This is a genomic window from Cellulomonas denverensis, from assembly GCF_012396125.1.
In the GTDB taxonomy this organism is placed as follows: domain Bacteria; phylum Actinomycetota; class Actinomycetes; order Actinomycetales; family Cellulomonadaceae; genus Cellulomonas; species Cellulomonas denverensis.
On sequence record NZ_JAAXOX010000003.1, the window covers coordinates 235,026 to 258,979 of the forward strand.

The following is a 23,954-nucleotide window of genomic DNA, read 5'->3' on the forward strand; positions in this document are numbered from 1 at the left end:
CACCCTACGTCGTTCCGAGGGCTGGTTCCCCCCTGAGTGGGTGGACGCGCCGGGTGGTTCCGGTGGCGTCTCTGCGCAGGTCAATGGGGGTGTCATCCCCAGGCCAGTACCGGGTTGTCTTGACGTCAAGAGAGGTCAAGACCGGGCCTGGCCGCGGGTGGCGGCTACCACGCGACCAGGCCCGCCGGATCAGCTGATGTCGCGCCGGAAGGTGGTCAGCCGGCCGATCACCGCGAACAGCAGCGCGTACCCGATCAGCACCAGCGCCCCCGCCCAGCCGGGCAGCAGGTCGCCCGCCCCGGCCTGGGTGTAGAACGACCCGCCGCTGATCGCCTCGCCCGCCGCGCCCGGCAGGAACGAGCCCACCGAGGACAGCGCGTCGACCTGGCCGAACAGCAACCGGGCCACCGGCTCCACGAACTGGGTGAAGGCCAGCACCACGACGATCGCCAGCACCTGGTTGGTCAGCACGCAGCCCAGGCCCACGCCCAGCACGCACCAGACGGTCAGTGCCAGCACGGTCCGGCCCACCACCGCGAGCACGTCCCCGTCGCCGAGCATGGGCGAGTGGTCCATCACGGCCAGCACCCCGGCGCCGGTGCCGGTGGTCGCCGCCGCACCCGCGAGCCCGAACAGCAGGCCGAGCGGCACACTGGCCAGCATCTTGGCCACGATCAGCCGGGTGCGGTTGGGCTCGGCCAGCAGGGTCGGGGTGATGGTGTGGTGCCGGAACTCGCCGGTCACCGACATCACGCCGACCAGCAGCGGGAACACGAAGCCCAGCGACGCGGCCAGGGTGTAGATCGTGATCGCGATCGTGCGGTCGTCCAGCCCGGTGGGCATGTCCGTGGTCATCCCGGAGCTCTCCGGGTCCAGGGTGAGCGCGACGCCCATCACCCCGGCGATGAACGCCATGTAGACCACCATGGCGAGCACCAGCACCCACCAGATCCGGGTGGTCACCAGCTTGCGGTACTCGGCGCGCAGCGTGTCGATCATCGGGCCACCCCCTCGGTCGTGGTGCCGGGATGCTCGGTGGTCATCCGCAGGAAGACGTCCTCCAGCGTTCCGCCGACGCCGGCCAGCTGGTGCAGTTCGAGTCCGGCGGCGAAGGCGGCGTGCCCGACCTCGGCCGTGGTGATCCCGGACAGCTCTGCGCTGCCCTCGGGCCCGGCGGTCAGCGTCCAGCCGGCCCGGGCGGCCAGTGCCTGCAGCCCTGCCGGGTCGGGGGTGCTCACCCGCACCCGGTGCTCGGCCAGCGCGACCAGCTCCGGGAGTGTGGAGGCGTGCACCAGGCGGCCGTGCGAGATCACCACGATGTCGTCCACCGTCTGCTGCACCTCGGCCAGCACGTGGCTGGAGACCAGGACGGTGCGGCCCTCGGCGGCCAGCCGGCGCAGCAGGTCGCGCAGCCAGCGGATGCCCTCCGGGTCCAGGCCGTTGGCCGGCTCGTCCAGCAGCAGCACCGGCGGGTCGCCGAGCAGCGTCGCCGCCAGGCCCAGCCGCTGCCGCATGCCGAGCGAGAACCCGCCCACCCGGCGGTTGGCGGCGCCGGCCAGTCCGACCAGCTCCAACAGCTCGTCCGCACGGCCGTCGGTGGCGCCGGCCTTGGGGGCGGAGACCCGCAGGTGGTCCCGCGCGGTGCGGCCGGGGTGGAAGTCCGCCGCCTCCAGCGCGGCGCCGACGGTCCGCAGCGGGCGCTCCAGCTCGGCATAGCGCTTGCCGCCGATGGTGGCGGTGCCCGAGGTGGGGGAGACCAGGCCGAGCAGCATCCGCAGCGTGGTGGTCTTGCCCGCGCCGTTCGGGCCGAGGAAGCCGGTCACCCGGCCCGGGGCGACCGTGAAGCTGAGGTCGTCCACGGCGCGCACGGGCCCGAAGGTCTTGGTCAGATGGCGGATCTCGATCGCCGGGGAGGTCATGCCGACGACCGTAGCTGTTCTAGCCGAGATAGAACAAGGACTTTCAGCCCGTAGGTGGTGTCCGCCGGCTCTGGCGCCGCGACGGCAGCATCACCCGCATGGTGCAGCCCACCGGGGTGTCCGCCACGCCGACGGTCCCGCCGTGCAGGTTCACCGCCCAGCGCACGATCGACAGGCCCAGGCCGGTGCCGCCGGTGGAGATCTGCCCGGTGATCGCCGGGGTGTTGCCCCGCGCGAACCGCTCGAACACCCGCTCGCGCTGATCGGGGGAGATGCCCGGGCCCTGGTCGACCACGTCGATCCGGACCCAGCCACCCGACCGGTGCGCCTCCAACCGGACCGGGGCGCCCACCGGGGAGTGCCGGACCGCGTTCTGCACCAGATTCGCCAGGATCTGGTGCAGGCGCTCGCGGTCGGCGGGGATCACCAGGTTCTCCGGTTCGACCACCACCGGGAAGGTCAGCCCCTTGCTCGCGCCGACCAGTCGGCCCTCGCTGGCCGCCTCCTCCAGGAACTCCCGCAGCGGCACGTCGGTCAGGTTCAGCTCCACCGCGCCGGCCTCCAGCCGGGACAGGTCGAGCAGGGTGGACACCAGCCGGCTCAGCCGCTGGGTCTGGGCGAGCGCGGCCTTCATCGTCTCCGGGTCCGGGTCGTCCACCCCGTCGACGATGTTCTCCAGCGACGCCTGCAGGGCGGTGACCGGGGTGCGCAGCTCATGCGAGACATTGGCCACCAGCTCGCGCCGGATGGTGTCGGTCTGCTCCAGCTCGTCCGCCATCCTGTTGAACGCCTCGGCCAGCTGCCCGACCTCGTCCCGGGAGGTCGCCCGCACCCGGCGGGTGTAGTCGCCGGCCGCCATTGCCCGCACCGCGGAGGTCATCTCCCGCAGCGGGGACGTCATGCCCCGGGCCAGCAACTGGGTGAACACCAGCACGATCACCAGCACCACCGGGAAGGTGCGCGACGGGCCCAGCGAGCGGTTCAGGCCGAACCAGGTCAGCAGCGCCGCCACCGCGGTGGAGGCGGCGACCAGCACCCCCAGCTTGATCTTCAGCGACTTGAAGCGGTCCAGCGGCCGGACGTCCGGCAGCCGGGGCAGGGAGGTCGCCGCCGCGATGGGCCGATCGCGGTCCCGGCGCGGTGACCCGGTCACTCCTGGCCCGCCTCCGCGGTGCCGGTGGCGGGCTCGAGCGCGTAGCCGACACCATGCACGGTGCGGATCAGGTCGGCGCCGAGCTTCCGGCGCAGCGCCTTCACGTGCGAGTCGACGGTGCGGGTGCCGGAGGCGTCCACCCAGTCCCAGACCTCGGCCAGCAGGCGCTCGCGGGTGAGCACGGTGCGCGGGCTGGCGGCCAGGGCGAGCAGCAGGTCGAACTCGGTCGGGGTCAGGTGCACCTCGTTGCCGGCCCGGTGCACCCGGCGCTGGGCGCGGTCGATCACCAGGTCACCGATGGTCACCGGCGGCTCGGCACCCGCGGAGGTGCTGGCCTGCTCGGCGGCCAGGGCGGCGCGCTGCTGGCGGCGCAGCAGGGCCTTGACCCGGGCGACCAGCTCCCGCATCGAGAACGGCTTGGTCATGTAGTCGTCGGCACCCACGCCGAGGCCGATCAGCATGTCGGTCTCGTCGTCGCGGGCGGTCAGCATCAGCACCGGCACCGGGCGGTCGGCCTGGATCCGGCGGCAGACCTCGAGGCCGTCGATCCCGGGCAGCATCACGTCCAGCACCACGGCGTCGGGGCGGAGCCGGGTCGCGGTCTCCACCGCGACCAGCCCGTCGCCGACCGTCTCCACCTGGTAACCCTCGGCGGTCAGGCGGCGGGCCACCGCGGTGGCGATGGCGGGCTCGTCCTCGACGACGAGCACCGTGGCGGTGCTGCCCCCCTGACCGGGGGCCGGGGTTCCGGGGCGCGTGGCAAAGGTCATGGGCTCAGCGTGGCACACCGGTGTGGAGGTTTTCGTATGATGCTGCGACCATGCCCAGCTCAAGTCGTAGCCGGCATCGCCAGACCCGGGCCACCGAGCCCGGGGGCGATCATGCCGGCCCCTTCTGCTCCTGCTTCCTCCGTCGCGCCCCCGGTGGTGACCGGTGCTGACCGACTGGCTGCTGATCGGCTTCGGCGTGCTGCTGACCGCCGGGACCGCCCTGTTCGTCGCCAGTGAGTTCTCCCTGGTCACGCTCGATCCCGGGGTGGTCGCCAAGAACACCCGGCCGGACGACCGGCGCGGCACCACCGTGCTCAAGGCGCTGCGCCGGCTGTCGACCGAACTGTCCGGCGCCCAGGTCGGCATCACGCTGACCACGGTGCTGCTCGGCTACACCACCCAGCCCGCGGTGAACCGGCTGCTGGGCGGTGCGCTGACCGGCACGCTCGGGCGCGCCGCCGGGGTGGCGATCGCCGGGGTGGTGACCGTGATCCTGGTGAACGGCTTCTCGATGCTGTTCGGCGAGTTGGTGCCGAAGAACTTCGCGATCAGCCGCCCGCTGGGCACCGCACGGTTCGTCGCCCCGCTGCAGCACGGTTTCACCACCGCCCTGCGGCCGCTGATCGGCCTGTTCAACTCCTCGGCGAACGCGATCCTGCGCCGGTTCGGCGTCGAGCCGCGCGAGGAACTGTCCGGCGCGCGCTCGCCGCAGGAACTGGCGGCGCTGGTGAAGCGCTCGGCACAGGTCGGGACGCTGGACGAGTCCACCGCGACCCTGCTGACCAACTCGATCGAGTTCTCCGAGCTGTCCGCGGTGGACGTGATGACCGACCGGCAGCGGATGGTCACCGTCGACCGCGAGGACCCGGCCACCGAGGTGATCCGGCTGGCCCGGGAGACCGGGCATTCCCGGTTCCCGGTGCTGGGCGAGGACTCCGACGACATCGTCGGGCTGGTGCACCTGCGCCGGGCGATCGCCGTGCCCTACGAGCGGCGCGGCGAGGTCCCGGCGGCGGCGCTGATGGTCGAGGCCCCGCGGGTGCCCGAGACCGTGCACCTGGGTCCGCTGCTGGTCGAACTGCGCGAGCAGGGCCTGCAGATGGCCGTGGTGGTCGACGAGTACGGCGGCACCTCCGGCGTGGTCACCCTGGAGGACGTGGTGGAGGAACTGGTCGGCGACGTCGCGGATGAACACGACCGCCGCCGCACCGCCGCTTCCCGCCGGGCCGACGGCGCCTGGGTGGTCTCCGGGCTGCTCCGGCCGGACGAGCTGACCGAGCAGACCGGTCTGGTGGTCCCGGACGACGCCCGCTACGAGACGCTGGGCGGTCTGGTGATGGCCGAACTGGGCCGGGTGCCGGAGGTCGGCGACGAGGTGGTCGCCGGCGACGTGCGGCTGTCGGTGGAGTCGATGCAACGCCGCCGGGTGGACCGGGTGGTCGTCAGTGCCGTGGCCCGGGAGGAGGACGAGTGAACCCGACCCTGGCCCTGGTGCTGGCCGTCCTGCTGCTGGCCGGCAATGCCTTCTTCGTGGCCGCGGAGTTCGCGATCATCTCCGCCCGCCGCTCCGCGATGGAACCGCTGGCCGCCGCCGGCGACCGCCGGGCCCAGACCGTGCTGTGGGCGATGGAGCACGTCTCGCTGATGCTGGCCTGCGCCCAGCTCGGCGTGACGATCTGCTCCACCACCCTGGGTGTGGTGGCCGAGCCGGCCATCGCGCACCTGATCGAGGCGCCGCTGCACGCCCTGGGCGTCAGCAGCGACCTCACCCACCCGATCGGCTTCGTGGTGGCGCTGCTGCTGGTGGTCTACCTGCACGTGGTCCTGGGCGAGATGGTGCCGAAGAACCTGTCGGTGTCCGGCCCGGACCGTGCGGTGCTGATCTTCGGCCCGCCGCTGGTCTGGCTCGGCCGGGTGGTCAAGCCGATCATCACCGCGCTGAACTGGCTGGCCAACCACGTGCTGCGCCTGTTCCGGGTGGACCCCCGCGACGAGGTGGCCTCCGCCTTCACCGCGCAGGAGGTGCAGTCCATCGTCGAGCAGTCCCAGGCCGAGGGGCTGCTGGAGGACGAGCAGGGGCTGCTGTCCGGCGCCCTGGAGTTCTCCGACCGCACCGCCGCCGAGGTGATGGTGCCCCGTGACCAGCTGGTCACCGTGCCACAGGACGTCACTCCGGAGGAGGTCGAGCGGCTGGTCGCCAAGACCGGCTACAGCCGGTTCCCGGTGCTGGACCGCGCCGGCGACCCCACCGGGTACCTGCACGTGAAGGATGTGCTGTACGCCGACGGCGAGTCGCGGCGGCTGCCGGTGCCCACCTGGCGGGTCCGGACCACCGCGGTGGTCGCCCCCGGGGACGAGGTGGAGGAGGCGCTGGCCGCGATGCAGCGCTCCGGGGTGCACGTGGCCCGGGTGGTGCAGACGGGTGAATCAGGTCACAGCAGCGTCATCGGTGCCGTCTTCCTGGAGGACATCCTGGAAGAGCTGGTCGGCGAGGTGCGGGACGCGATGCAGCGGGGTCATCTCCGGGTCCCGCCGCGCTGAGCGCCCGGCGGGATGGTGGACGGATCAGGCATCTCGGACAACCGATCCTGCCAGGGGTCTTGGAACGGGGCCCCTGGAGCCGTTATTGTTCCGTGATCGTTCCCCCGGAACCCTCCCGCAGGCTTGTCCTGTGTCCGGGCCTCCCGGGGTGCCCCATGTCCGCAGAACATCGGAGGACCCGTGGCGTCGCAGATCGCGCCCGCCGACACCGCCACCCCGGCGACCCGTCGGCAGCTGCGAGAGGCGGAGCAGGCATCGAGCCGGCGCTCCAGCCGTCGACCCACCGCTCCCGCCGGTGAGACCACCGTCGCCCGCCAGGGCCACCCCGCCGCCCGCTGGGGTGTCCGCACCGGTGTCCTGGTCACCCTGGCCGCCGTCACCGTGGCCGTCCCGCTCAGCCAGCAGCAGGACCGCTCGGTGGCCGCCACCGGCGAGTCCACCGCCGACGACGCCGTGCTCCCGAGCACCGTCGAGGCCCTGACCGGCACCCCGTCGGCCTCCCTGGTCCCGCCCTCGTCCCTGCTGTCCACCGACGCCTCGGTGGTGCGTAGCGAGGTGGCCGCCAGCCGTGGCGCCGACCGGGAGATCCTGCCCGGCTGCACCGGTGACGTCAGCACCCCGAACGCCGCCAACGGCCAGCTGCCGTCGGCCGACCTGTGCACCCTGTGGGACGGCGGCACCCAGCTGCGCGCCGACGCCGCCACCGCGCTCGCCGAGCTGAACGCGATGTACGTCGCCCGCTTCGGCTCCGACATGTGCCTGTCCTCCGGCTACCGCACCCTCGCCCAGCAGAGCGCGGTCAAGGCGTCCCGCGGTTCGCTGGCCGCCGCCACCGGCAAGTCCAACCACGGCTTCGGCCTGGCGGTCGACTTCTGCTCCGGCCTGACCAGCGGTGTGCAGTGGGAGTGGCTGAACGAGAACGCCGCGACCTTCGGCTGGGAGAACCCGGCCTGGGCCAAGCCCGGCGGCTCCGGCCCGTACGAGCGCTGGCACTGGGAGTACACCAAGGTGCAGACCGACGGGTTCTACTACGGGGAGTGACCCCCGCCGCTGAGCGCGTCAGCACTCAGCGCCCGCCCGCACGGCCACCACCGGGCCCGCCCACCACCTCGTTGTGGCGGCCGACCACGCAATCTTCGCGGTAGCTCTCCGCTGCCCGACGACCCTTCCCTAGCGTGCCGATCGTTCGCAGAGCGCGTCGGCAGGGGATGTGGTCATGGGACGGAATCGCCGGGAACGGTTCAGACGGCTGAGCTGCGCCATCGCACTCCTGGTTCTCCTGGGGGGATGTGGGCTGATGGATCAGGTGTCGGCGTCGAGCACGCCCGAGCCGCCGGAGCTGGTGACGGCGGAGGAGAAGGATCGCCTGGGTTATGAGGCACCCGAGTGGTGGCTCAACACGGAGTTGCAGCGCAAGGCGCTCGCGAACCGGGAGCAGATCTACTCGGTGGTGCAGCCCTATCTGGAGCGGACGTTCGGCCGGCCGGTGGAGATGGGCACTGTCGGTGCCCCGTACCCGTACGACGCGATCAAGGTGAGTTTCCGGACGACGACGGAACCGATCGTGGCCGACTCGGTGTTCGTCACCGTTGGGCCGGATGCGCGGGTACACAGCGAGGCCGACATCGAGACGTACTCCGAGGAGCAGGTCCGCTCGCGCACGGCGTCCGGGCTGTTCCGGATGGCATACCGGGCCGAGATCGACCAGGTCGGGGCGTGGCTGGCGGAGCAGTATCCGCAGTTCGGGGTGGACCTCCCCGCGAGGGACATGTGGCTGGGTGGCACGGGGAGCGGCACTCACGCCGGGATCCGGTACGACACCGGGGATCATGAGACGAAACCGGCACGGGACGCCATCGAGCAGCGGCTGTACGAGGCGTATCTGGCCAACCCTGCCGGCAGCGACGCGGAATGGCGGGCGATCGTCGATGGGGCCGACCCCGGACTGACCCTGGCGATCGGGATCCAGTTGATCGCGAAGGACCCCGACTACGAGTTCGAGGTCGGCCAGGTGCGCGAGATCGTCGACCACATCCACCACGCCCTGCCGATCCAGGGGTTCACCTGGTGGAGCATCGGGGTGGGGTCGAACCTGATGACCCGAGACGGTGGCGACTTTCACCACTACGTGAGCATCCGCTGGGGCACGGGGATCAATGGTGTCTTCGTCCAGGAGACCGTGGATGGGGGGACGGTCCGGTGAGCGGGGGGCCGACGAGTCACGCGGACCTGATGGACATGTCCAGCCGAGCCGCCTACGACCCGGACCTGTACAAGCGCCCCGACGAGGAAGAGACCCTCACCGTCACAATCAATGGCCGGGACTTCACGGTGGTGGAGTTCACGGTCGACCCGGCGACCGGTCTGGACGCGCTGGTGCTGCAGAACCCGGACACCCGGGAGATCACGGTGGCGTTCCAGGGCACGAACGGCAGCACGGATGTGGCGACCGACGGCATGCTGGTGACCGCGGTGACCCCCTCGCAGTACGCGGCGGCGGTGGCGTACGTCGCCGACGTCGCCGGGCGGCACGGCCGGGTGGACTCGGTGTGCGGCAACTCCCTCGGTGGTGGGCTGGCCGCCTATGTCGCACTGCTGGACCCGTCGATCCAGGCGGTGACGGTGAACCCGGCGCCGGTGCCCGCGCATGTGTCCGGTCTCAAGGCCCGCAACATCACGAACTACATCTCCACGCTCGATCCGCTGTACCGGGCGCTGAGTGCCGGGCGGTTGACGGACCGGATCGCGGGCCGGATCGAGTGGTTCGAGGGCGGCAGCGCGCAGCTGCGGTTCGCCGTCGAGCACCACATCGGCAGCGACCGGGAGGCCTCGCCGTACAACGCGAGCATGGCGGTGCCGTTCTCCCTGTTCCACCAGGACCTGGTGGTCGGTGCCGGTGGCTTCGGTGGGCGGATCCGGGTGACCGGCGACGCCCTGGTCCTGATGGCCCGCGGGCTGGGCGCCCAGCGCGAGAACCTGCTCGAGGTGTCCCGGTCCGAGCTCGATCGCGCCGGGGAGCGGCTGGCGTCCTACCGCGCGCAGATCCCGGTCCGGGAGGAGAAGTGCCGCCGGCAGTTCCAGGAACAGGCCGTCGAGTGGTACGCCCCGGTCCGGGAACTGATCGGACGGCTCGCCGCCGGGGTCGAGGAGTCGGTGCGCCGGGCCTGGCTTCGGCTGCCGGTCCCGCCGGTGGCCCGCCCGGTGTGCGGCTGGCTGTTGGCGGAGGTGGGTGACCAGATCACGCGGCTGGTCGCGCAGGTGCAGCAGGCGGGGGACGTGAGCGTCGAGGCGGCGGCGGACTGGGCGTGGCAACGCGACCGGGATCTGTTCCGGCTGGGATCCCAGGAGATCACCGACGGGCTGGTGGTCGAACTCGGGCAGTTCGAGCGCGGGCGGGCCCTGGCCGACCGCAAGTGGGTGACCTTCCAGAAGATGACCCTGTCCGCACACGCGGCGCTCACCGCGGCCGACGCCCAGGTGGCCGCCGACATCGCCGCCGGCCGGGCACCCTCGGCCCCGGTTCCGCTGCGGGCGGCGCCCTCCTGGCCGGCCGGTGCGGTCTCCCGGATCGAGGAGTCGGTGGCCAAACGCGGCCTGCAACAGATCGTCGACCGGCGCCAAGAGATCGCCGGGGATCTGGTCGGCACCCTCGGCACCGGGCTGGCCACCGGCCTGATGCTCGCCCTGGAAGCGGCCCTGACCCAGTCCCTGCTGGCGATCATCGCCCTGGAGAACGCCTGCACCCAGGTCACCGTCGCCCTGAACGTCGCCTCCTACAGCCCCGCGCTGCTGGTCGGCGCCGCGGTCACGGGCAACGGGGACGACCTGGCCGAGTTCCGCCGCGCGTTCAACCGGACCGCCGGCGACATCCTGGGCGAACTCGGCGATGCCCGCAGCCGGATCTGGCAGGTCCAGGACGTCCTGGCCCAGCTCCCGGTCCTGGTGCGCGCGTTCGCGGACTACCTGGAGGCGTCCTTGTTCGCCGACACCGAGATCGAGTCCGCGTACCACGCCCTGCTCAAGGTCCGCTCGCTCACCGACCGCTCGGAACTGTCCTTCGCCGAGGTCGGTCACCAGCTCGGCGACCACCAGGCCGAGCTGATCGACGCCCTCGCCGATCGCGCCGGCGACCTGCGCACCGACCTGGCCACCATGAGCGCGAACGTCACCGAGATGGTGACCTGACGACTCAGACCAGCGTCATCCCCCAGGTGACCGTGTGCGCGGCGCCGGGCTCGATCCGGATCAGCCGCTCGCCGGTGCGGAACGCGTCGGCGATGCAGCTCATCGGCTCGGCGGCCACCCCCCGGCGGTTGATCGCCGGGATGCCGTTGCCGGTGCAGACCTGCCAGGTGTCCATCGACCCGTCCATCCACACCGCGGCGCCGTGGCCGTCCGGGGAGCCGAGCACGATCCAGGCCAGCCCGTCGGCGTCCCGGTTGACGTCCAGGAACGCGTCGTCCAGGGCGACCCCGGCCAGCGGCTGCGGCGTGCGCCGGTCGTCGGCCCCGGTCAGGGGTGCGGTGCCGGTGGGCAGCAGCCGGTCGTCGACGGTCACGATGGTGGCGGCGTCGACCCGCAGGGTGCAGTCGTCGACGGTGGCGTCGCCGGGGGACAGCCAGGGGTGGAAGCCGACACCGTAGGGCGCGGGCCGGTCGCCGAGGTTGGTGGCGGCGACCCGCAGGGTGAGGCCCCGGTCGGCGGTCAGGGTGTACTCCGCCTCCAGCCGCAGCGGGAACGGGTAGCCCTGCGTGGGCACCAGGTCGTGCCGCAGGGTGACCGCCGCCTCGCCGGTCTGCACCGCGGTCCAGCGCACCTGGGCGACCAGGCCGTGCAGGGCGTTGCCCCGGTCGGGTTCGGTGAGCGCCACCTGGTGCTCGACGCCGAGCCAGGTGTACTGCCCGTCGGCCAGCCGGTTGGGCCAGGGGGCGAGCACCGCGCCGGAGAAGGCGGGGGCGATCGACTCGGGGGCGAAGGGCAGCACCACGTCGCGGCCGCCGACGGCGTACTCGCGGACGCTGGCGCCGACCTCGGCGATGACGGCCCGCTGGTCGCCCAGCACCAGGGTGTACTGCTGTCCGGAGGGGAAGGGGATGTTCACGCGCACACGGTAGCGGTCACCGGGGCTGGACGAGGGACGGTAGCCTGGTTCGTCGTGGCAGCCACCGACTTTCCCGCCGAGATCCGCGACCTGCGTTCCACGCTGGGCACGATCCAGGCGGTCTCCGATCCCACCGCCCTCCAGGCCAAGATCGCCCAGCTCACCGAGCAGGCGTCCGCCCCCGACCTCTGGGACGACCCGGACGCCGCGCAGAAGGTCACCAGTGCCCTGTCGGCCACCCAGGCGGAGCTGGACCGGGTGGACAAGCTGGCCGCCCGGATCGATGACCTGGAGACCCTGGTCGAGATGGCGACCGAGGACGGTGGCGACGCCGAGACCCTGGCCGAGGCCGAGGCCGAGTTGGAGACGATCCGCAAGGACCTGGGCGAACTCGAGGTCCGCACCCTGCTGAACGGGGAGTACGACCAGCGCGAGGCCGTGGTGACCATCCGGGCCGGCGCCGGTGGGGTGGACGCCGCGGACTTCGCCGAGATGCTGATGCGGATGTACCTGCGCTGGGCGGAGCGGCACGGCTACCCGACGAGTGTGCTGGACACCTCCTACGCGGAGGAGGCCGGCCTGAAGTCCGCCACCTTCGAGGTCAAGGCGCCGTACGCCTTCGGGCACCTGTCGGTGGAAGCCGGCACGCACCGGCTGGTCCGGATCTCGCCCTTCGACAACCAGGGCCGCCGGCAAACCTCCTTCGCCGCGGTCGAGGTCATCCCGCTGATCGAGTCCGGGGACGACAACATCGAGATCCCGGAGAACGAGATCAAGGTGGACGTGTTCCGTTCCTCGGGTCCGGGTGGGCAGTCGGTGAACACCACCGACTCCGCGGTCCGGATGACCCACATCCCGACCGGGATCGTGGTCTCGATGCAGAACGAGAAGTCGCAGATCCAGAACCGCGCCGCCGCGCTGCGGGTGCTGCAGTCCCGCCTGCTCCTGGTCCGCAAGGCCGAGGAGGACGCGAAGAAGAAGGAGCTCGCCGGGGACATCAAGGCGTCCTGGGGCGACCAGATGCGCTCCTATGTGCTGCACCCGTACCAGATGGTCAAGGACCTGCGCACCGAGCACGAGGTCGGCAACACCGCCGCGGTCTTCGACGGCGACATCGACGGCTTCATCGAGGCCGGGATCCGCTGGCGCCGGTCGGCGCAGGCCGAGAGCTGACCGACCCGGGACAACTCGGGCATTCCGGTCCCGGGCGGTCCGCTTCACAGCGAACCGGCGGCGTGTCACGGTCGGGTCACGGCACCGGGCTGCGTACCGTGCCGACAGGCCAGGTATGACCACCCTCCGTCCCCGACCGCTGGCCCCCACTGCTTGTGATCAGATTCGAGAACGTCACGAAGGTCTACGCCCGGGGCGCACGTCCCGCGCTGGACCAGATCTCCCTCGAGGTCGAGCGCGGGGAGTTCGTCTTCCTGGTCGGTGCCTCCGGCTCCGGCAAGTCGACCTTCCTGCGCCTGGTGCTGCGGGAGGAACGGCCCACCGGCGGCAAGGTCTTCGTCGCGGGCAAGGACCTGACCACGCTGTCGAACTGGAAGGTGCCCCAGCTGCGCCGCCAGATCGGCGCGGTGTTCCAGGACTTCCGCCTGCTGCACAACAAGACCGTGTTCGAGAACGTGGCCTTCGCGCTGCAGGTGATCGGCAAGCCGCGGCACCACATCCTGTCGACGGTGCCGGACGTGCTGGAGATGGTCGGCCTGGCCGGCAAGGAGAAGCGGCGCCCGCACGAGCTCTCCGGTGGTGAGCAGCAGCGGGTGGCGATCGCCCGGGCCTTCGTGAACCGCCCGGCGATCCTGCTGGCCGACGAGCCGACCGGGAACCTGGACCCGACCACGTCGCTGGGCATCATGCGGCTGCTGGACCGGATCAACCGGACCGGCACCACCGTGCTGATGGCCACCCACGACGACGAGATCGTGGACCAGATGCGCAAGCGCGTGATCGAGCTGTCCGGCGGTGAGCTGGTCCGCGACCAGTCCCGCGGCGTCTACGGCTCGGACCGGTGAGGGGTCGATCATGAGAATGCAGTTCATCCTCTCCGAAATCGGGATCGGCCTGCGCCGGAACCTGTCCATGGCGATCTCCGTCATCCTGGTGACCTTCGTGTCGCTGACCTTCGTCGGTGCCGCCGCGCTGCTGCAGATGCAGATCGGCAAGATGAAGGACGACTGGTACGACAAGGTCGAGGTGTCGGTCTTCCTCTGCCCGGCGGGGGAGTCGCCGGAACCGACCTGTGCCGGCGGTGAGGTCACCGACGAGCAGAAGGACGCGATCATGGCGGCCCTGGAGGCCCCGGACATCGCCCCGTACATCGAGCACGTCTACACCGAGACCAAGCAGCAGGCCTACGACTCGTTCGAGCAGCGGTTCTCCGGCCAGTTCTGGTCGCAGGTGATCACCGTGGACGACATGAACGAGTCGCTGCGGATCAAGCTGACCGACCCCGAGCAGTACCAGGTGGTCGCGGACGTGCTCTCCGGCCGGCAGGGCGTGGAGACGGTCCAGGACCAGCGGGAGATCTACGACACCCTGTTCCTGGTGCTGAACCGGGCCACCCTGCTGTCGGTGGGCCTGGCGGCGGTGATGCTGCTGGCCGCGGTGCTGCTGATCACCACCACGATCCGGCTGTCCGCGATGAGTCGTCGCCGGGAGACCGGCATCATGCGGATGGTCGGCGCGTCGAACCTGTTCATCCAGTTGCCGTTCATGCTGGAGGGGGCGATCGCGGCGTTCATCGGGGCGGCGCTGTCGGTGGCCGGCCTGTGGGCCACGGTCAAGTACGTGATCGGCGACTGGCTGGGCGGCACCCTGCAGTGGGTGCCCTATGTCAGCACCCGTGAGGTCTGGCTGCTCGCCCCGGCGCTGGTCGGGGTGGCGATCCTGCTGGCCGCCATCTCCTCGCTGGTCACCCTGAGCCGCTACACGAAGGTCTGATCCGATGCCCGACACCCGCCTGTTCCGCAGCCGTCGCGCCGGCCGGCCGGTCACCGGTACCCGCCGGTCGGCCTCGGCCGCGCTGGCCGCCGTGCTCGCGCTGCTGGCCGGCGTGGTGCTGGCCGGTCCCGCGGCCGGTGACGACCTGGACGACCAGCGCGCCGCCGCGGAGAACAAGCAGTCGGCGAATGCGCAGCAGAAGGCCGATGCCGAGGCCGCGCTGGAGGGCCTGAACGCCGAGTACGCCGACACCGCGATCGCGCTGCAGGAGGTGCAGGCCCAGCTGCCGGCCGCTCAGCAGGCGCTGGCCACCGCGGAGTCCACCCTGGCCGGGTACGAGCGTGAGCAGGCGCTGATCGCCAGCCAGTTGCAGGATGCCGAGGACCAGGAAGCCACGATCAGCGCCACGATCGAGGAGGACTCGGCCCGCTCGGACCAGATCCGGACCCAGGTCGGCCAGATGGCCCGGCAGGCGTACCAGGGCGGGGACACCGAGTCGAGCACGCTGAGCCTGGTGATGGGCGCGCAGAGCGTCGAGGAGCTGACCGAGAGCTACACCGCCGCCAGCACCGCCCAGCGGGCGCAGAGCCAGGTGCTGGACGAGCTGACCGCGGTGGAGGCGAACAACCGCAACAGCCAGGCCCGGCTGACCGCCGTCCGCGAGCGGATCACCGAGCTCAAGGAGGAGGCGGACGCCAAGGTCGCCCAGGCCGAGGAGGCGCGCCAGGAGGCCGCCGACCGCAAGGCCGAGGTCGAGGACCTGATCGCCCAGGAGCAGGAGAAGCAGGAGCAGCTCGCCGCGCAGAAGTCGGCGGTCGAGGCGCAGATCGCCCAGATCCAGGCCGAGGCCGACAAGATCGAGAACGAGCTGGCCGCGATCGGCGCCGAGGAGCAGAAGCGGGCCGCCGAGGCCGCTGCCGCCGCCGGTCAGCCCGCACCGGCTCCCGGTCCGGTCACCGGCGCGGTGTTCGGCAACCCGACCTCGATCAACCCGATCCACGTCACCAGCGAGTACGGGATGCGCCTGCACCCGATCCTCGGCTACTACCGGCTGCACGCCGGCATCGACCTGCGCACCTACTGCGGCACCCCGATCTACGCCGCGAAGGCCGGCACCGTGCAGTGGGCGAAGTGGCGCAACGGCTTCGGCAACCAGGTGATGGTCAACCACGGGCTGTACAACGGGTCGTCCCTGATGACCTCGTACAACCACATGACGTCCTTCGTGGTGAGCGGGGGCCAGTCGGTGTCCCAGGGACAGTTGCTCGGCTACTCGGGCAACACCGGCACCTCGGCCGCCTGCCACCTGCACTTCGAGGTGTACGTCAACGGGTCGACGGTGAACCCGCGGCCACTGCTGGGCCTGTAGCGAAATCGCTCGGAGCCCGGCCGGGCCGCCGGATAGGCTGTCGGGCCGGACGACGCACGAGCGAGAGGAGGGGCCGATGGCCAAGCAGACGGGACGGGCGCTGGTCGCCTCCAACAAGAAGGCCCGGCACGACTACTTCATCGAGGACGTGATGGAGGCCGGGGTCGTGCTGACCGGCACCGAGGTCAAGGCACTGCGCGCCGGCCGCGCCTCGCTGGTAGATGGCTGGTGCGCCATCGACGGCGGCGAGATGTGGCTCGAGGGCGTGCACATCCCGGAGTACTCCCAGGGGACCTGGACCAATCACGCCCCGCGGCGCAAGCGCAAGCTGCTGCTGCACCGCCAGGAGATCGACCGCTGGGAGGCGAAGACCCGGGAGAAGGGCCAGACCATCATCCCGCTGTCGCTGTACTTCCTGGACGGCCGGGCCAAGGTCGAGATCGCCCTGGCCCGAGGCAAGAAGGACTGGGACAAGCGCCAGTCGCTGCGCGAGCGCCAGGACAACCTGGAGGCGCAGCGGGCGATGCGGGAGCAGCGGGACCGCTAGAGCGTGGTCCGGTCGGCCGCCCCCGCGGTCGGCTGATCCGCCTGCCGCTGCCGCAGTGCGGTCCGGCCCACCACCTGCTGCCAGGTCGAGGTGCGCTCCGAGCGCCCGCGGCCGATGAAGCTCACCGCCCAGTGCAGCAGGGTGGTCAGGCGGTTCTTGAAGCCGACCAGGTAGAACAGGTGCACCCCGAGCCAGAGCAGCCAGGCGCCGAAGCCGGCGGTGCGCAGCGGCCCGATCTGGGCGACCGCCTGGAACCGGGACACCGTGGCCAGGCTGCCCTTGTCGTGGTACTCGAACGGCCCGGCGCTCGGCTCGCCGCGGTGCGCCCGGAGGATCTCCTCGGCGGCATACCGGCCGGTCTGCATCGCCGCGGGCGCCACCCCCGGCACGCCCTGGTGCGAGGCCATGTCGCCGACCACGAACACCTCCGGGTGCCCGGGCAGCGACCCGTTCGGTTCCACGATCACCCGGCCGGCCCGGTCGACCTCGGCGCCGGTGCGCTCGCCCAGGAGCGTGCCCAGCGGCGAGGCGGCGACACCCGCGGCCCAGACCTTCGCCCGGCTGGCGATCCGGGTCCGGCGGCCGTCGCCGTCCTCGACCTCGACCGCATCCTCGGTCACGTCGACCACCTTGTGGCCCATCAGCAGCTCCACGCCCAGACCCTCCAGGGTGCGGGCGGCGGCCTGTTGCAGGGAGCGCGGGTAGCCGGGCAGTACGGCCGGCACCGGGTCGACCAGCAGGATCCGGGCCTGCGCCGGATCGAGCCCGCGGAAGTTGTCCCGCAGCGACCGGTGCGCCAGTTCGGCGAGCTGACCGGCCATCTCCACCCCGGTCGGACCGGCGCCGACCACCACGAAGGTAGTCAGCATCGCGCGTTCGGCCGGGTCGGTGGACAGCTCGGCCAGCTCGAAGGCGCCGAAGATCCGGCCGCGCAGTTCCAGGGCGTCGTCGATGCTCTTCAGCCCGGGCGCGTGGTCGGCGAACCGGTCGTTGCCGAAGTAGGACTGGCCGGCCCCGGCGGCGACGATCAGGCTGTCGTAGCGGGTGCGGCGCTCACCGATCGGGCTGGTGGAGACCACCTCGCGGGCCTCGACGTCGATGTCGGTCACCGTGCCCATCAGCACCCGGGCATTGCGCTGACGCTTGAGCACCTCGCGGGTGGCAGGGGAGACCTCGCCCATCGACAGCACCCCGGTGGCCACCTGGTAGAGCAGCGGCTGGAACAGGTGCTGGGCGGTGCCGTCGATCACCGTGACGCGCAGATCCGGCGCACCGGCCAGGGCCTTGGTGGCGAACAGGCCGCCGAAGCCGGAACCGATGACGACCACGTCGTGCGGGCGGGTGCGGGTCATGGGAGAAGCCCTCCGGAGTCGGGGAACGAACCCGTTCGACCCTAGGTTCCGTTCGCCGGGAGCGCGCGTTCACCCCAGGCGCTTCTCCAGCAGCACGGTGTCCCGCCACTGCCCGGCGCTCGGCCCGGTGGTCATCAGCGCGATCCGTTCCCGGCGGCCGACCTCCCGGAAGCCGAGCCGCCGGTGCACGGTCAGGCTGCCGGTGTTCTCCGGGAAGATCGTCGACTGCAGGGTCCACAGCCCGAGGCCGGGCGCCCGCTCGACCGCGCTCCGCAGCAGGGCTGTGCCGACCCCGCGGCCCCTGGCATGCTCGGCCACGTACAGCCCGAGCTCCTGCACCCCGGCGTACACCCGGCGGGCGGAGACCGCGGTGCCGGACACCCAGCCCAGGGCGGTGTCGTCGTCGTCGACCGCCAGGTAGCGCAGCTCCGGGTGGTGTCCCGCGTCCCAGTCCGTCCAGGCCGGGGGAGCGACCTCAAAGGTGGCGTTCCCGGAGGCGATCCCGGCGGCGAAGATGTCCCGGACCGCGGCGGCGTCGGCGCTGGTGATGCTGCGGATCTGCATGGGGGTCACTATGCCCGGTCGCCGCGGCGCTGGTGGTTTCCCCCGGTCGGCTCGGGGGGATTCCCCCTGGTCGCCGCAGTTCGGGGGCGAGAAGGATCGAGGTGGTTCCTACCGAGAGGACAGCCCCGTGACCCGCCCCGCACGACCGATCGGCCGCTACCTGTTCCAGGCATTCGGCATCGCCTATGGCTGCTGGGGGGCCATCCTCGCCCTGCAGGCGGTCGGCGTCGCGTACGGGACTCCGGTCACGATGATCCTGCTCGTCATCGGTGGGAACGGTCCGCTGATCGCCGGGTTCCTGGCGCTGCGGCGGCGGGACCCGTCCTTCACCCTGCGCCGGCTGGTCGTGACGTCGTTCGACGTGCGGGCCCGTCCACTTCAGGTCGTCCTGTCCTTGGCGATCGTCGCCGTGTACTTCGGGACGGCCGCACTGGCGGGCGGGATCGCGTCCCCGGCGCCGCTCACCACGGTGCTGATCGCGGTCCTGATGATCCCGTTGATGGCGTTCGGCGGCGGGCTGGAGGAGGTGGGCTGGCGGCACTATCTGCAGCCGGCAATGCAGGAGCGGCTCCCGTTCGTCCCGGCGACCGCCGTGGTGTCCCTGATCTGGATCGCCTGGCACCTCCCACTGTTCCTGATCGTGGGCACCTCGCAGAACGGATCGAACTTTCTGGCCTTCGCCGCGACCACGTGGGGCCTGGGCTTCGCCCTGGGTGCGTTGCATGCGGTGAGCGGCAGCGCCGCGTTGTGCGTGCTGGCGCACTCGGCGATCAACTCGATGTTCTCCGCGTGGCCGGTGAGCCACGACCTCGGACCCAACCTGGTCGTGGCCGCCGCCCTCCTCGTGCTCGCGCTGCTCGTGGTCGGTGTGGGGGGGTCAGCGCCGACCCAGGATCTCCGCCAGGTCGAAGCGCACCGGTTCCTCCAACTGGGCATAGGTGCAGGACGCCGGGTCCCGGTCCGGGCGCCAGCGCTGGAACTGCGCGGTGTGCCGGAACCGGTCGCCCTCCATGTGGTCGTAGGACACCTCGACCACCAGCTCCGGGCGCAGCGGCACGAAGGACAGGTCCTTGCCGCCGGACCACCGGCTGACCGCGCCGGGCATCCGCTGCCCCTGGTGTGCGGCCTGGTCCGCCCACTGCGCCCACGGGTGATCCTGGACATCGGTGCGCAGCGGGGCCAGCTCCTCCACCAGGGCCTTGCGCCGGGCCATCGGGAAGGACGCGGCCACCCCGACGTGTTGCAGCCGGCCGTCGTCGGTCCACAGCCCGAGCAGCAGCGAACCGAGCACGTCCCCGCTCTTGTGCCAGCGGAACCCGGCGACCACGCAGTCCGCGGTCCGCTTGTGCTTGATCTTGAACATCGCGCGCTTGTCCGGCTGGTAGACCCCGTCCAGCGGCTTGGCCACCACCCCGTCCAGCCCGGCGCCCTCGAACCGGGTGAACCAGTCCTGGGCCAGCTCCGGGTCGGTGGTCGCCGGGGTGAGGAACACCGGGTCCGCCGCCCCGCCGAGCGCGTCCAGCAGTCGCGCCCGGCGGTCGGCGAACGGGGTGTGCATCAGGTCCTGGTCGTCCAGCGCCAGCAGGTCGAAGCCCACGAAGGACGCCGGGGTCTGTTCGCTGAGCAGCGTCACCCGGCTGGCGGCGGGGTGGATCCGCTGCTGCAGGGCGTCGAAGTCCAGCCGGTCGCCGGTGATCAGCACGATCTCCCCGTCCAGCACGCAACGCTCCGGGGTGTTCGCCTTGATCGACTCGACCAGCTCCGGGAAGTACCGGGTCATCGGCTTCTCGTTCCGGCTGCCGAGCACCACCTCGTCGCCGTCGCGGAACACGATGGTCCGGAAGCCGTCCCACTTGGGTTCGACATGGCCGGGCGGGATGGTGGCGACCGGCTTGGCCAGCATCGGCGCTACCGGGGGCATCACGGGCAGGTCCATGCCGGACATCGTGCTCCGCCCGGACGGCCGCCGCGCGCGGAGCGGTCAGTCCCGGCGGCGCAGCGCGAACCCGGCCCCGGCGACGGCCACCGCGCACCAGACCAGCAGCACCACCATCGACCGGGCCGGCACGTCGAACTCGGTGTGCACCAGTCCGGACCGCACCACCTGGGCCATCGGCTCGATCGGCAGCCACTCGTGCACCGACTGCAACCACTGCGGCATCCGCTCGGCCGGGTAGCTGACCGGGGAGAACAGCAGCACGATGAACAGCAGCGCCTGGGTCATCAGCATCGCCACCTGCGGGGCGAGCAGCATCGCCATCGCGTAACCGATCGCCGCCGAGGTCAGCGCCACCAGCAGCGCACCGGGCACCAGCCACCAGGACAGCGCCAGGTCGATGTCGAAGCGCAGCGCACCGACCAGCACCCCGAGCACCAGCCCGGGCAGGGCGATCAGGGTATAGACCAGCAAGTCGCTGAACAGGAAGGACATCCGCGGCACTGGCAAGGTGCGCATCCAGTCCAGGCTGCCCTCGGTGCGGGAGGTGGACAGCAGCTGTGGGGCCAGCACCAGGCCGACCATCACCAGGTTCACCGTCGGGGCCCCGGTGGCCAGGATCAGCGCGGAGTACGGGTCCGGGTCGCCGACCAGCAGGCCGTAGCCGATCACGGTGGTCACCGCGAGCAGCACCTGGACCAGGATGGTCAGCGGCAGGTAGTCGGCCTGGCGGCGGAACTGCCACTGGGACAACAGCAGGGTCTGGCGCAGCGCGGTCATGCCGCCACCTCCTGCCCGGCCGGACCGGAGTCGCGCCCGACCAGGTCGATGTAGACGTCCTCCAGCGAGGCCGGGGTCAGCGCGTAACGTTCGACGACGCCGGCCTGGACCTGGCCCTGGGCCCACTCGACCACCGCCGCGGCGGAGTCGGCCGGGACCGTGCCGCTCGCCCGGTGACCGGACTGGTCCGCGCCGGGCGTGACGGCGGGGTGCCAGTTGATCGGGACCCCGGGGTGCAGATCGAGCTCCACCACCAGGCGGTCGCGCAGCCGGGCGGTGAGCGCGGCCGGCGGCCCGGCGGTGAGCACCACACCCCGGTCGAGCACGGCCAGCTGGTCGACCACCCGTTCGGCCTCGCGCACGTTGTGCGTCACCAGCAGCACGCTGTGCCCGGCGTCGGCCATCACCCGGATCTGCTGCCAGAGCAGGCGGCGGCGGACCGGGTCGACGTCGTTGGTCGGCTCGTCCAGCACCACCAAGGGTCCGGGCTGCACCGCGGCCATCGCGAACGCGGTCAGGCGGGCCACCCCGCCGGAGACCTTCTGCGCCGGGGTGTCCGCCCACGGTCCGAGGTCCAGGGCGTCCATCAGGACCGCGGCCCGGGTCGAGACGTCCGCGGCGGTCCCGCCTCGGATCCGGCCGACCATCTCGATCGCCCGGCGCGGGGTCAGGCCGCTGATCGGGACGTTCGCCTGTGCCTGCACCGAGATGTGCTTGCGGGCCAGATCGGGTCGCGCGATCGCGTCGATCCCGGCCAGCGTGATCTCACCGGCGTCCGGGCGCACCAGCCCGGCGATCTGGTTCACCAGCGTGGTCTTGCCGGCACCGTTGTGGCCGAGGAGTCCCATCACCTCCCCGGCCGCGACGTCCAGGTCGATGCCGTCGTTGGCCTGTACCCCGTTCCGGCCTCGATAACGCTTGCGCAGCCCGCGGACGCGCAGGACTTCCGTGCTCATCTCACCCTCCTAGATACCAAGCGGTATGTGACCGGAAGGTATCAGATGCCGAGTGGTATGAGTGGGATACCGATTGGCATGCGGGTAGTCTGAGCGGTATGTCCGAGCCGCAGGAACCGAACGAGTCGATCAGCGCCGCCGCGCGCGCCCTGGCCGATGCCACCTCGGCGCTGACCCGCGCCCTGGGCGAGGAGGTGCAGGCACTCGGACCGCAGCTCTCCGAGACCCTCGCGTCCTCGCTCGGCGAGACCTCGCGCGGCCTGTTCGTCGTCTCGGGTCGACTCAGCAACTCCGCCCGGGCCAAGCGCGGCCGGGCGGGCCGGCGGGCCCAGCAGGTCGAACAGACCCGCGCCGACCTGCTCGCCGCCGCCGCGACCGCCTTCGCCGAGCACGGGTACGAGGGGGCGTCGGTGGGGGAGATCGCCGCGCTGGCCGGCTACACCAAGGGCGCGGTCTACGCGCACTTCGGCTCCAAGGAGGAGCTGCTGCACGCCCTGGTCAGCGAGATCGACGACGGCGACGAGCGGAACCCATTCGCCTGGCTGACCGGCGACGGGCCGAACATCGACGCCCTGACCACCGAGATCCTGGCCTCCCAGCAGGACCCGCGCACCCTGCTCGCGGTCGAGGTCTACCTGTACGCGATGCGCCACCCCGAAGGCGGCTCCACCGTGACCGACCGGTACCGGGCCAACCTCGACCGGTTCACCGAGCGGGTCACCGCCCTCCGCGGCGAACGGGACGCCCGGGAGGTCGCCTTCGCCGCGCTCGCCGTGATCAACAACGCCGTGCTCTACGGCGCCGCCGTCGACGACCCCGAGGCCAACGCCCGCGCCGCCGCCCGCCAGGTCGCCCGGCTACTGGAGCCCGACCCGCGCTGAGTCGCTACCCGTCCGCTCGTGCGGGCGGCGCCGACGGGGCCGACCGGGCCAACCGCACCGGCATCGCCACCCACAACACCGCGAGCACCACCAGCACCACCGCACCCGCGACGATCCCCGCCGTCCGGTTCAGCACGATGTCGAACAGCAGCAGCGCCGACCCCGCCAGCACCAGCGCCAGCGCCGCCAACCCCGCCTGCGCCAACCGGTCCGCGTGCTCCACCAGTGACGCCTTGCGATGCCGCCGGAACAGCACCCGGTGCAACGACACCGGCGCCACGATCAACGCCGTCGCGGAGATCGCCAGCACCACCAGCACCAGGTACACCGCGCGCTGGTAGTCGTCCAACTCGGTGAACCGGGACTGGAACGGCACCGTCAACAGGAACCCGGTCAGGATCTGCACCCCGGTCTGCGCCACCCGCAGCTCCTGCAGCAGCTCGTTCCAGTTCCGGTCCATCCGCTCCGCGACCGACTCGTCCCGGTCGTCGGTGGGGTCGGCGTCCACCATCGTTCCTCCAGCTCACCGTGCCACGCCCGGTCCCGGCGCCAGGCTCCGACATGGTGCCGCCCCACGCGCCCGAGCGCACGCGGGAATGACGGTGCGAGCAGCGTGGTTGCACCCGTAGACTGTCTGGTGCCGCCTCGCGCGGTGGTTGACAACTTCACAGGGGGTGATCGGTTTCGACGGTGATCGTCGATCCAGGGGAAGCGGGCCGAGGATGCATGGTCATCTCGTCAACGCTCCATGCAAACCTATAGGTGCCGATTCCAAGCGCACCGACTTCGCCCTCGCCGCCTGAGCGAGCCTCGAAGTCCGTCAGCCTGAGCTAGCTTCCGACTCAGATCCTGGCGTCATCTAGGGAGCCACTGCTCGTAGTCTTCGTCATCGGGGCTGCGGGGACTTTCAGGTGACTGGGCCCGTCCACCACTTGTCCGCGTGAGGGTGGGGGCCGAGAAAAGCAGCAGCGGACTGCGCCCGGAGAAGCCCTGGTTCCACGTCATCGGACGCGGGTTCGATTCCCGCCACCTCCACTCTGTGATGCCTCAGGCATCGTCAACGGCTGAACCCCCGGGTCGGGGGTTCAGCCGTTTTTCGTGGAAGCAGTCGCCGGAGCTGGCGAGTCGGCAGTCGCGCC

Annotated in this window: 22 protein-coding genes, 1 other RNA gene and 1 pseudogene; 13 read left to right on the forward strand and 11 right to left on the reverse strand. The window is 71.5% G+C overall.

The features are described from left to right. Positions 1-189: 189 nt before the first annotated feature. From HGA03_RS07865 to HGA03_RS07880, 4 genes are read right to left on the reverse strand one after another with little or no spacing between them, the layout of a single operon-like run. Positions 190-999, reverse strand: coding sequence for an ABC transporter permease subunit (locus HGA03_RS07865; RefSeq protein WP_168629704.1), 810 nt, complete (start codon positions 997-999; stop codon positions 190-192). Continuing rightward, entirely contained in the window at positions 996-1,919 is a 924-nt protein-coding gene (locus tag HGA03_RS07870; protein ID WP_168629705.1) for an ABC transporter ATP-binding protein, read from the reverse strand. The genes HGA03_RS07865 and HGA03_RS07870 overlap by 4 nt, the downstream gene beginning before the upstream one ends. 43 nt (positions 1,920-1,962) lie before the next feature. Further along, positions 1,963-3,072, reverse strand: a complete 1,110-nt coding sequence (locus HGA03_RS07875) for a sensor histidine kinase (RefSeq protein WP_239073500.1) — start codon at positions 3,070-3,072, stop codon at positions 1,963-1,965. Next, positions 3,069-3,842 carry a response regulator transcription factor gene (locus HGA03_RS07880; protein WP_168629706.1) on the reverse strand — a complete coding sequence of 258 codons (774 nt, stop codon included), beginning with the start codon at positions 3,840-3,842 and terminating at the stop codon, positions 3,069-3,071. Before HGA03_RS07880 ends, HGA03_RS07875 begins: the two co-directional genes overlap by 4 nt. A gap of 163 nt (positions 3,843-4,005) precedes the next feature. Between HGA03_RS07880 and HGA03_RS07885 the strand changes: the two genes are divergently transcribed. The 5 genes from HGA03_RS07885 (at position 4,006) to HGA03_RS07905 (ending at position 10,568) form a co-directional block, all read left to right on the forward strand. Further along, positions 4,006-5,316, forward strand: a complete 1,311-nt coding sequence (locus tag HGA03_RS07885) for a hemolysin family protein (RefSeq protein WP_168629707.1) — start codon at positions 4,006-4,008, stop codon at positions 5,314-5,316. Continuing rightward, positions 5,313-6,383: a hemolysin family protein gene (locus tag HGA03_RS07890; RefSeq protein WP_168629708.1), complete on the forward strand. Its 1,071-nt coding sequence runs from the start codon at positions 5,313-5,315 to the stop codon at positions 6,381-6,383. The genes HGA03_RS07885 and HGA03_RS07890 overlap by 4 nt, the downstream gene beginning before the upstream one ends. 180 nt (positions 6,384-6,563) lie before the next feature. Beyond that, positions 6,564-7,424: a M15 family metallopeptidase gene (locus tag HGA03_RS19305; RefSeq protein ID WP_168629709.1), complete on the forward strand. Its 861-nt coding sequence runs from the start codon at positions 6,564-6,566 to the stop codon at positions 7,422-7,424. Between the two features lie 256 nt (positions 7,425-7,680). Then, entirely contained in the window at positions 7,681-8,586 is a 906-nt protein-coding gene (locus HGA03_RS07900; RefSeq protein WP_168629710.1) for a hypothetical protein, read from the forward strand. Between the two features lie 35 nt (positions 8,587-8,621). Then, complete coding sequence (locus HGA03_RS07905) at positions 8,622-10,568, forward strand: Tle-like phospholipase domain-containing protein (RefSeq protein ID WP_168629711.1); 1,947 nt, start codon at positions 8,622-8,624, stop codon at positions 10,566-10,568. 4 nt (positions 10,569-10,572) lie between these two features. On the opposite strand, the gene HGA03_RS07910 is transcribed toward HGA03_RS07905, so the two are convergent. After that, a complete protein-coding gene (locus tag HGA03_RS07910) occupies positions 10,573-11,484 on the reverse strand; it encodes an aldose 1-epimerase family protein (protein ID WP_168629712.1) in 912 nt (303 codons plus the stop codon). A gap of 54 nt (positions 11,485-11,538) precedes the next feature. Between HGA03_RS07910 and prfB the strand changes: the two genes are divergently transcribed. The 5 genes from prfB (at position 11,539) to smpB (ending at position 16,346) form a co-directional block, all read left to right on the forward strand. Next, positions 11,539-12,657, forward strand: a complete 1,119-nt coding sequence (gene prfB, locus HGA03_RS07915; RefSeq protein ID WP_168629713.1) for a peptide chain release factor 2 — start codon at positions 11,539-11,541, stop codon at positions 12,655-12,657. A 155-nt stretch (positions 12,658-12,812) separates the two neighbouring features. Then, positions 12,813-13,502, forward strand: a complete 690-nt coding sequence (gene ftsE / locus HGA03_RS07920; RefSeq protein ID WP_168629714.1) for a cell division ATP-binding protein FtsE — start codon at positions 12,813-12,815, stop codon at positions 13,500-13,502. A gap of 10 nt (positions 13,503-13,512) precedes the next feature. Further along, complete coding sequence (gene ftsX / locus HGA03_RS07925) at positions 13,513-14,430, forward strand: permease-like cell division protein FtsX (RefSeq protein WP_168629715.1); 918 nt, start codon at positions 13,513-13,515, stop codon at positions 14,428-14,430. A 4-nt stretch (positions 14,431-14,434) separates the two neighbouring features. After that, entirely contained in the window at positions 14,435-15,799 is a 1,365-nt protein-coding gene (locus tag HGA03_RS07930; protein WP_168629716.1) for a peptidoglycan DD-metalloendopeptidase family protein, read from the forward strand. A gap of 76 nt (positions 15,800-15,875) precedes the next feature. Beyond that, positions 15,876-16,346, forward strand: a complete 471-nt coding sequence (gene smpB, locus HGA03_RS07935) for an SsrA-binding protein SmpB (RefSeq protein WP_168629717.1) — start codon at positions 15,876-15,878, stop codon at positions 16,344-16,346. Here the strand turns inward: smpB and HGA03_RS07940 are convergent. Continuing rightward, the gene (locus HGA03_RS07940; protein WP_168629718.1) at positions 16,343-17,698 is read right to left on the reverse strand and encodes an NAD(P)/FAD-dependent oxidoreductase; all 1,356 of its coding nucleotides are present in this window, start codon (positions 17,696-17,698) and stop codon (positions 16,343-16,345) included. The two genes, smpB and HGA03_RS07940, sit on opposite strands and share 4 nt — an antisense overlap. Positions 17,699-17,767: 69 nt before the next feature. Beyond that, positions 17,768-18,262 (reverse strand): GNAT family N-acetyltransferase, encoded by a 495-nt coding sequence (locus tag HGA03_RS07945; RefSeq protein WP_168629719.1) that lies wholly within the window; start codon positions 18,260-18,262, stop codon positions 17,768-17,770. 487 nt (positions 18,263-18,749) lie between these two features. On the opposite strand from HGA03_RS07945, the pseudogene HGA03_RS19700 reads away from it, so the two are divergent. Continuing rightward, a pseudogene (locus HGA03_RS19700) lies at positions 18,750-19,031 on the forward strand (CPBP family intramembrane glutamic endopeptidase); the annotation flags it as partial. A gap of 108 nt (positions 19,032-19,139) precedes the next feature. Here HGA03_RS19700 and HGA03_RS07955 read toward each other — a convergent pair. Genes HGA03_RS07955 through HGA03_RS07965 form a run of 3 tightly spaced genes read right to left on the reverse strand, consistent with a single transcriptional unit; the run spans position 19,140 to position 21,934 of the window. Beyond that, positions 19,140-20,198: an ATP-dependent DNA ligase gene (locus HGA03_RS07955; RefSeq protein WP_168629720.1), complete on the reverse strand. Its 1,059-nt coding sequence runs from the start codon at positions 20,196-20,198 to the stop codon at positions 19,140-19,142. Between the two features lie 45 nt (positions 20,199-20,243). Then, positions 20,244-20,978 (reverse strand): ABC transporter permease, encoded by a 735-nt coding sequence (locus tag HGA03_RS07960; protein ID WP_168629721.1) that lies wholly within the window; start codon positions 20,976-20,978, stop codon positions 20,244-20,246. Next, the gene (locus HGA03_RS07965) at positions 20,975-21,934 is read right to left on the reverse strand and encodes an ABC transporter ATP-binding protein (RefSeq protein WP_168629722.1); all 960 of its coding nucleotides are present in this window, start codon (positions 21,932-21,934) and stop codon (positions 20,975-20,977) included. Before HGA03_RS07965 ends, HGA03_RS07960 begins: the two co-directional genes overlap by 4 nt. 98 nt (positions 21,935-22,032) lie before the next feature. Here HGA03_RS07965 and HGA03_RS07970 point away from each other — a divergent pair, with 98 nt between their 5' ends. Further along, on the forward strand, positions 22,033-22,815 hold the full coding sequence (locus HGA03_RS07970) for a TetR/AcrR family transcriptional regulator (protein WP_168629723.1): 783 nt from the start codon (positions 22,033-22,035) through the stop codon (positions 22,813-22,815). A 4-nt stretch (positions 22,816-22,819) separates the two neighbouring features. Here the strand turns inward: HGA03_RS07970 and HGA03_RS07975 are convergent, their stop codons facing one another. Further along, positions 22,820-23,326 (reverse strand): DUF6328 family protein, encoded by a 507-nt coding sequence (locus HGA03_RS07975; protein ID WP_168629724.1) that lies wholly within the window; start codon positions 23,324-23,326, stop codon positions 22,820-22,822. Positions 23,327-23,485: 159 nt separating this feature from the next. Here HGA03_RS07975 and ssrA point away from each other — a divergent pair. After that, positions 23,486-23,853: a transfer-messenger RNA gene (gene ssrA / locus HGA03_RS07980) on the forward strand. The last annotated feature ends 101 nt before the right edge of the window (positions 23,854-23,954 follow it).

Bases quoted from the DNA above. Each gene is read 5' to 3' on its own strand.
- HGA03_RS07865 (WP_168629704.1), bottom strand. From the start codon at position 999: ATGATCGACACGCTGCGCGCCGAGTACCGCAAGCTGGTGACCACCCGG.
- HGA03_RS07870 (WP_168629705.1), bottom strand. From the start codon at position 1,919: ATGACCTCCCCGGCGATCGAGATCCGCCATCTGACCAAGACCTTCGGG.
- HGA03_RS07880 (WP_168629706.1), bottom strand. From the start codon at position 3,842: ATGACCTTTGCCACGCGCCCCGGAACCCCGGCCCCCGGTCAGGGGGGC.
- HGA03_RS07900 (WP_168629710.1), top strand. From the start codon at position 7,681: ATGGATCAGGTGTCGGCGTCGAGCACGCCCGAGCCGCCGGAGCTGGTG.
- HGA03_RS07905 (WP_168629711.1), top strand. From the start codon at position 8,622: ATGTCCAGCCGAGCCGCCTACGACCCGGACCTGTACAAGCGCCCCGAC.
- ftsX (WP_168629715.1), top strand. From the start codon at position 13,513: ATGAGAATGCAGTTCATCCTCTCCGAAATCGGGATCGGCCTGCGCCGG.
- HGA03_RS07930 (WP_168629716.1), top strand. From the start codon at position 14,435: ATGCCCGACACCCGCCTGTTCCGCAGCCGTCGCGCCGGCCGGCCGGTC.
- smpB (WP_168629717.1), top strand. From the start codon at position 15,876: ATGGCCAAGCAGACGGGACGGGCGCTGGTCGCCTCCAACAAGAAGGCC.
- HGA03_RS07940 (WP_168629718.1), bottom strand. From the start codon at position 17,698: ATGACCCGCACCCGCCCGCACGACGTGGTCGTCATCGGTTCCGGCTTC.
- HGA03_RS07945 (WP_168629719.1), bottom strand. From the start codon at position 18,262: ATGCAGATCCGCAGCATCACCAGCGCCGACGCCGCCGCGGTCCGGGAC.
- HGA03_RS07955 (WP_168629720.1), bottom strand. From the start codon at position 20,198: ATGGACCTGCCCGTGATGCCCCCGGTAGCGCCGATGCTGGCCAAGCCG.
- HGA03_RS07960 (WP_168629721.1), bottom strand. From the start codon at position 20,978: ATGACCGCGCTGCGCCAGACCCTGCTGTTGTCCCAGTGGCAGTTCCGC.
- HGA03_RS07965 (WP_168629722.1), bottom strand. From the start codon at position 21,934: ATGAGCACGGAAGTCCTGCGCGTCCGCGGGCTGCGCAAGCGTTATCGA.
- HGA03_RS07970 (WP_168629723.1), top strand. From the start codon at position 22,033: ATGTCCGAGCCGCAGGAACCGAACGAGTCGATCAGCGCCGCCGCGCGC.
- HGA03_RS07975 (WP_168629724.1), bottom strand. From the start codon at position 23,326: ATGGTGGACGCCGACCCCACCGACGACCGGGACGAGTCGGTCGCGGAG.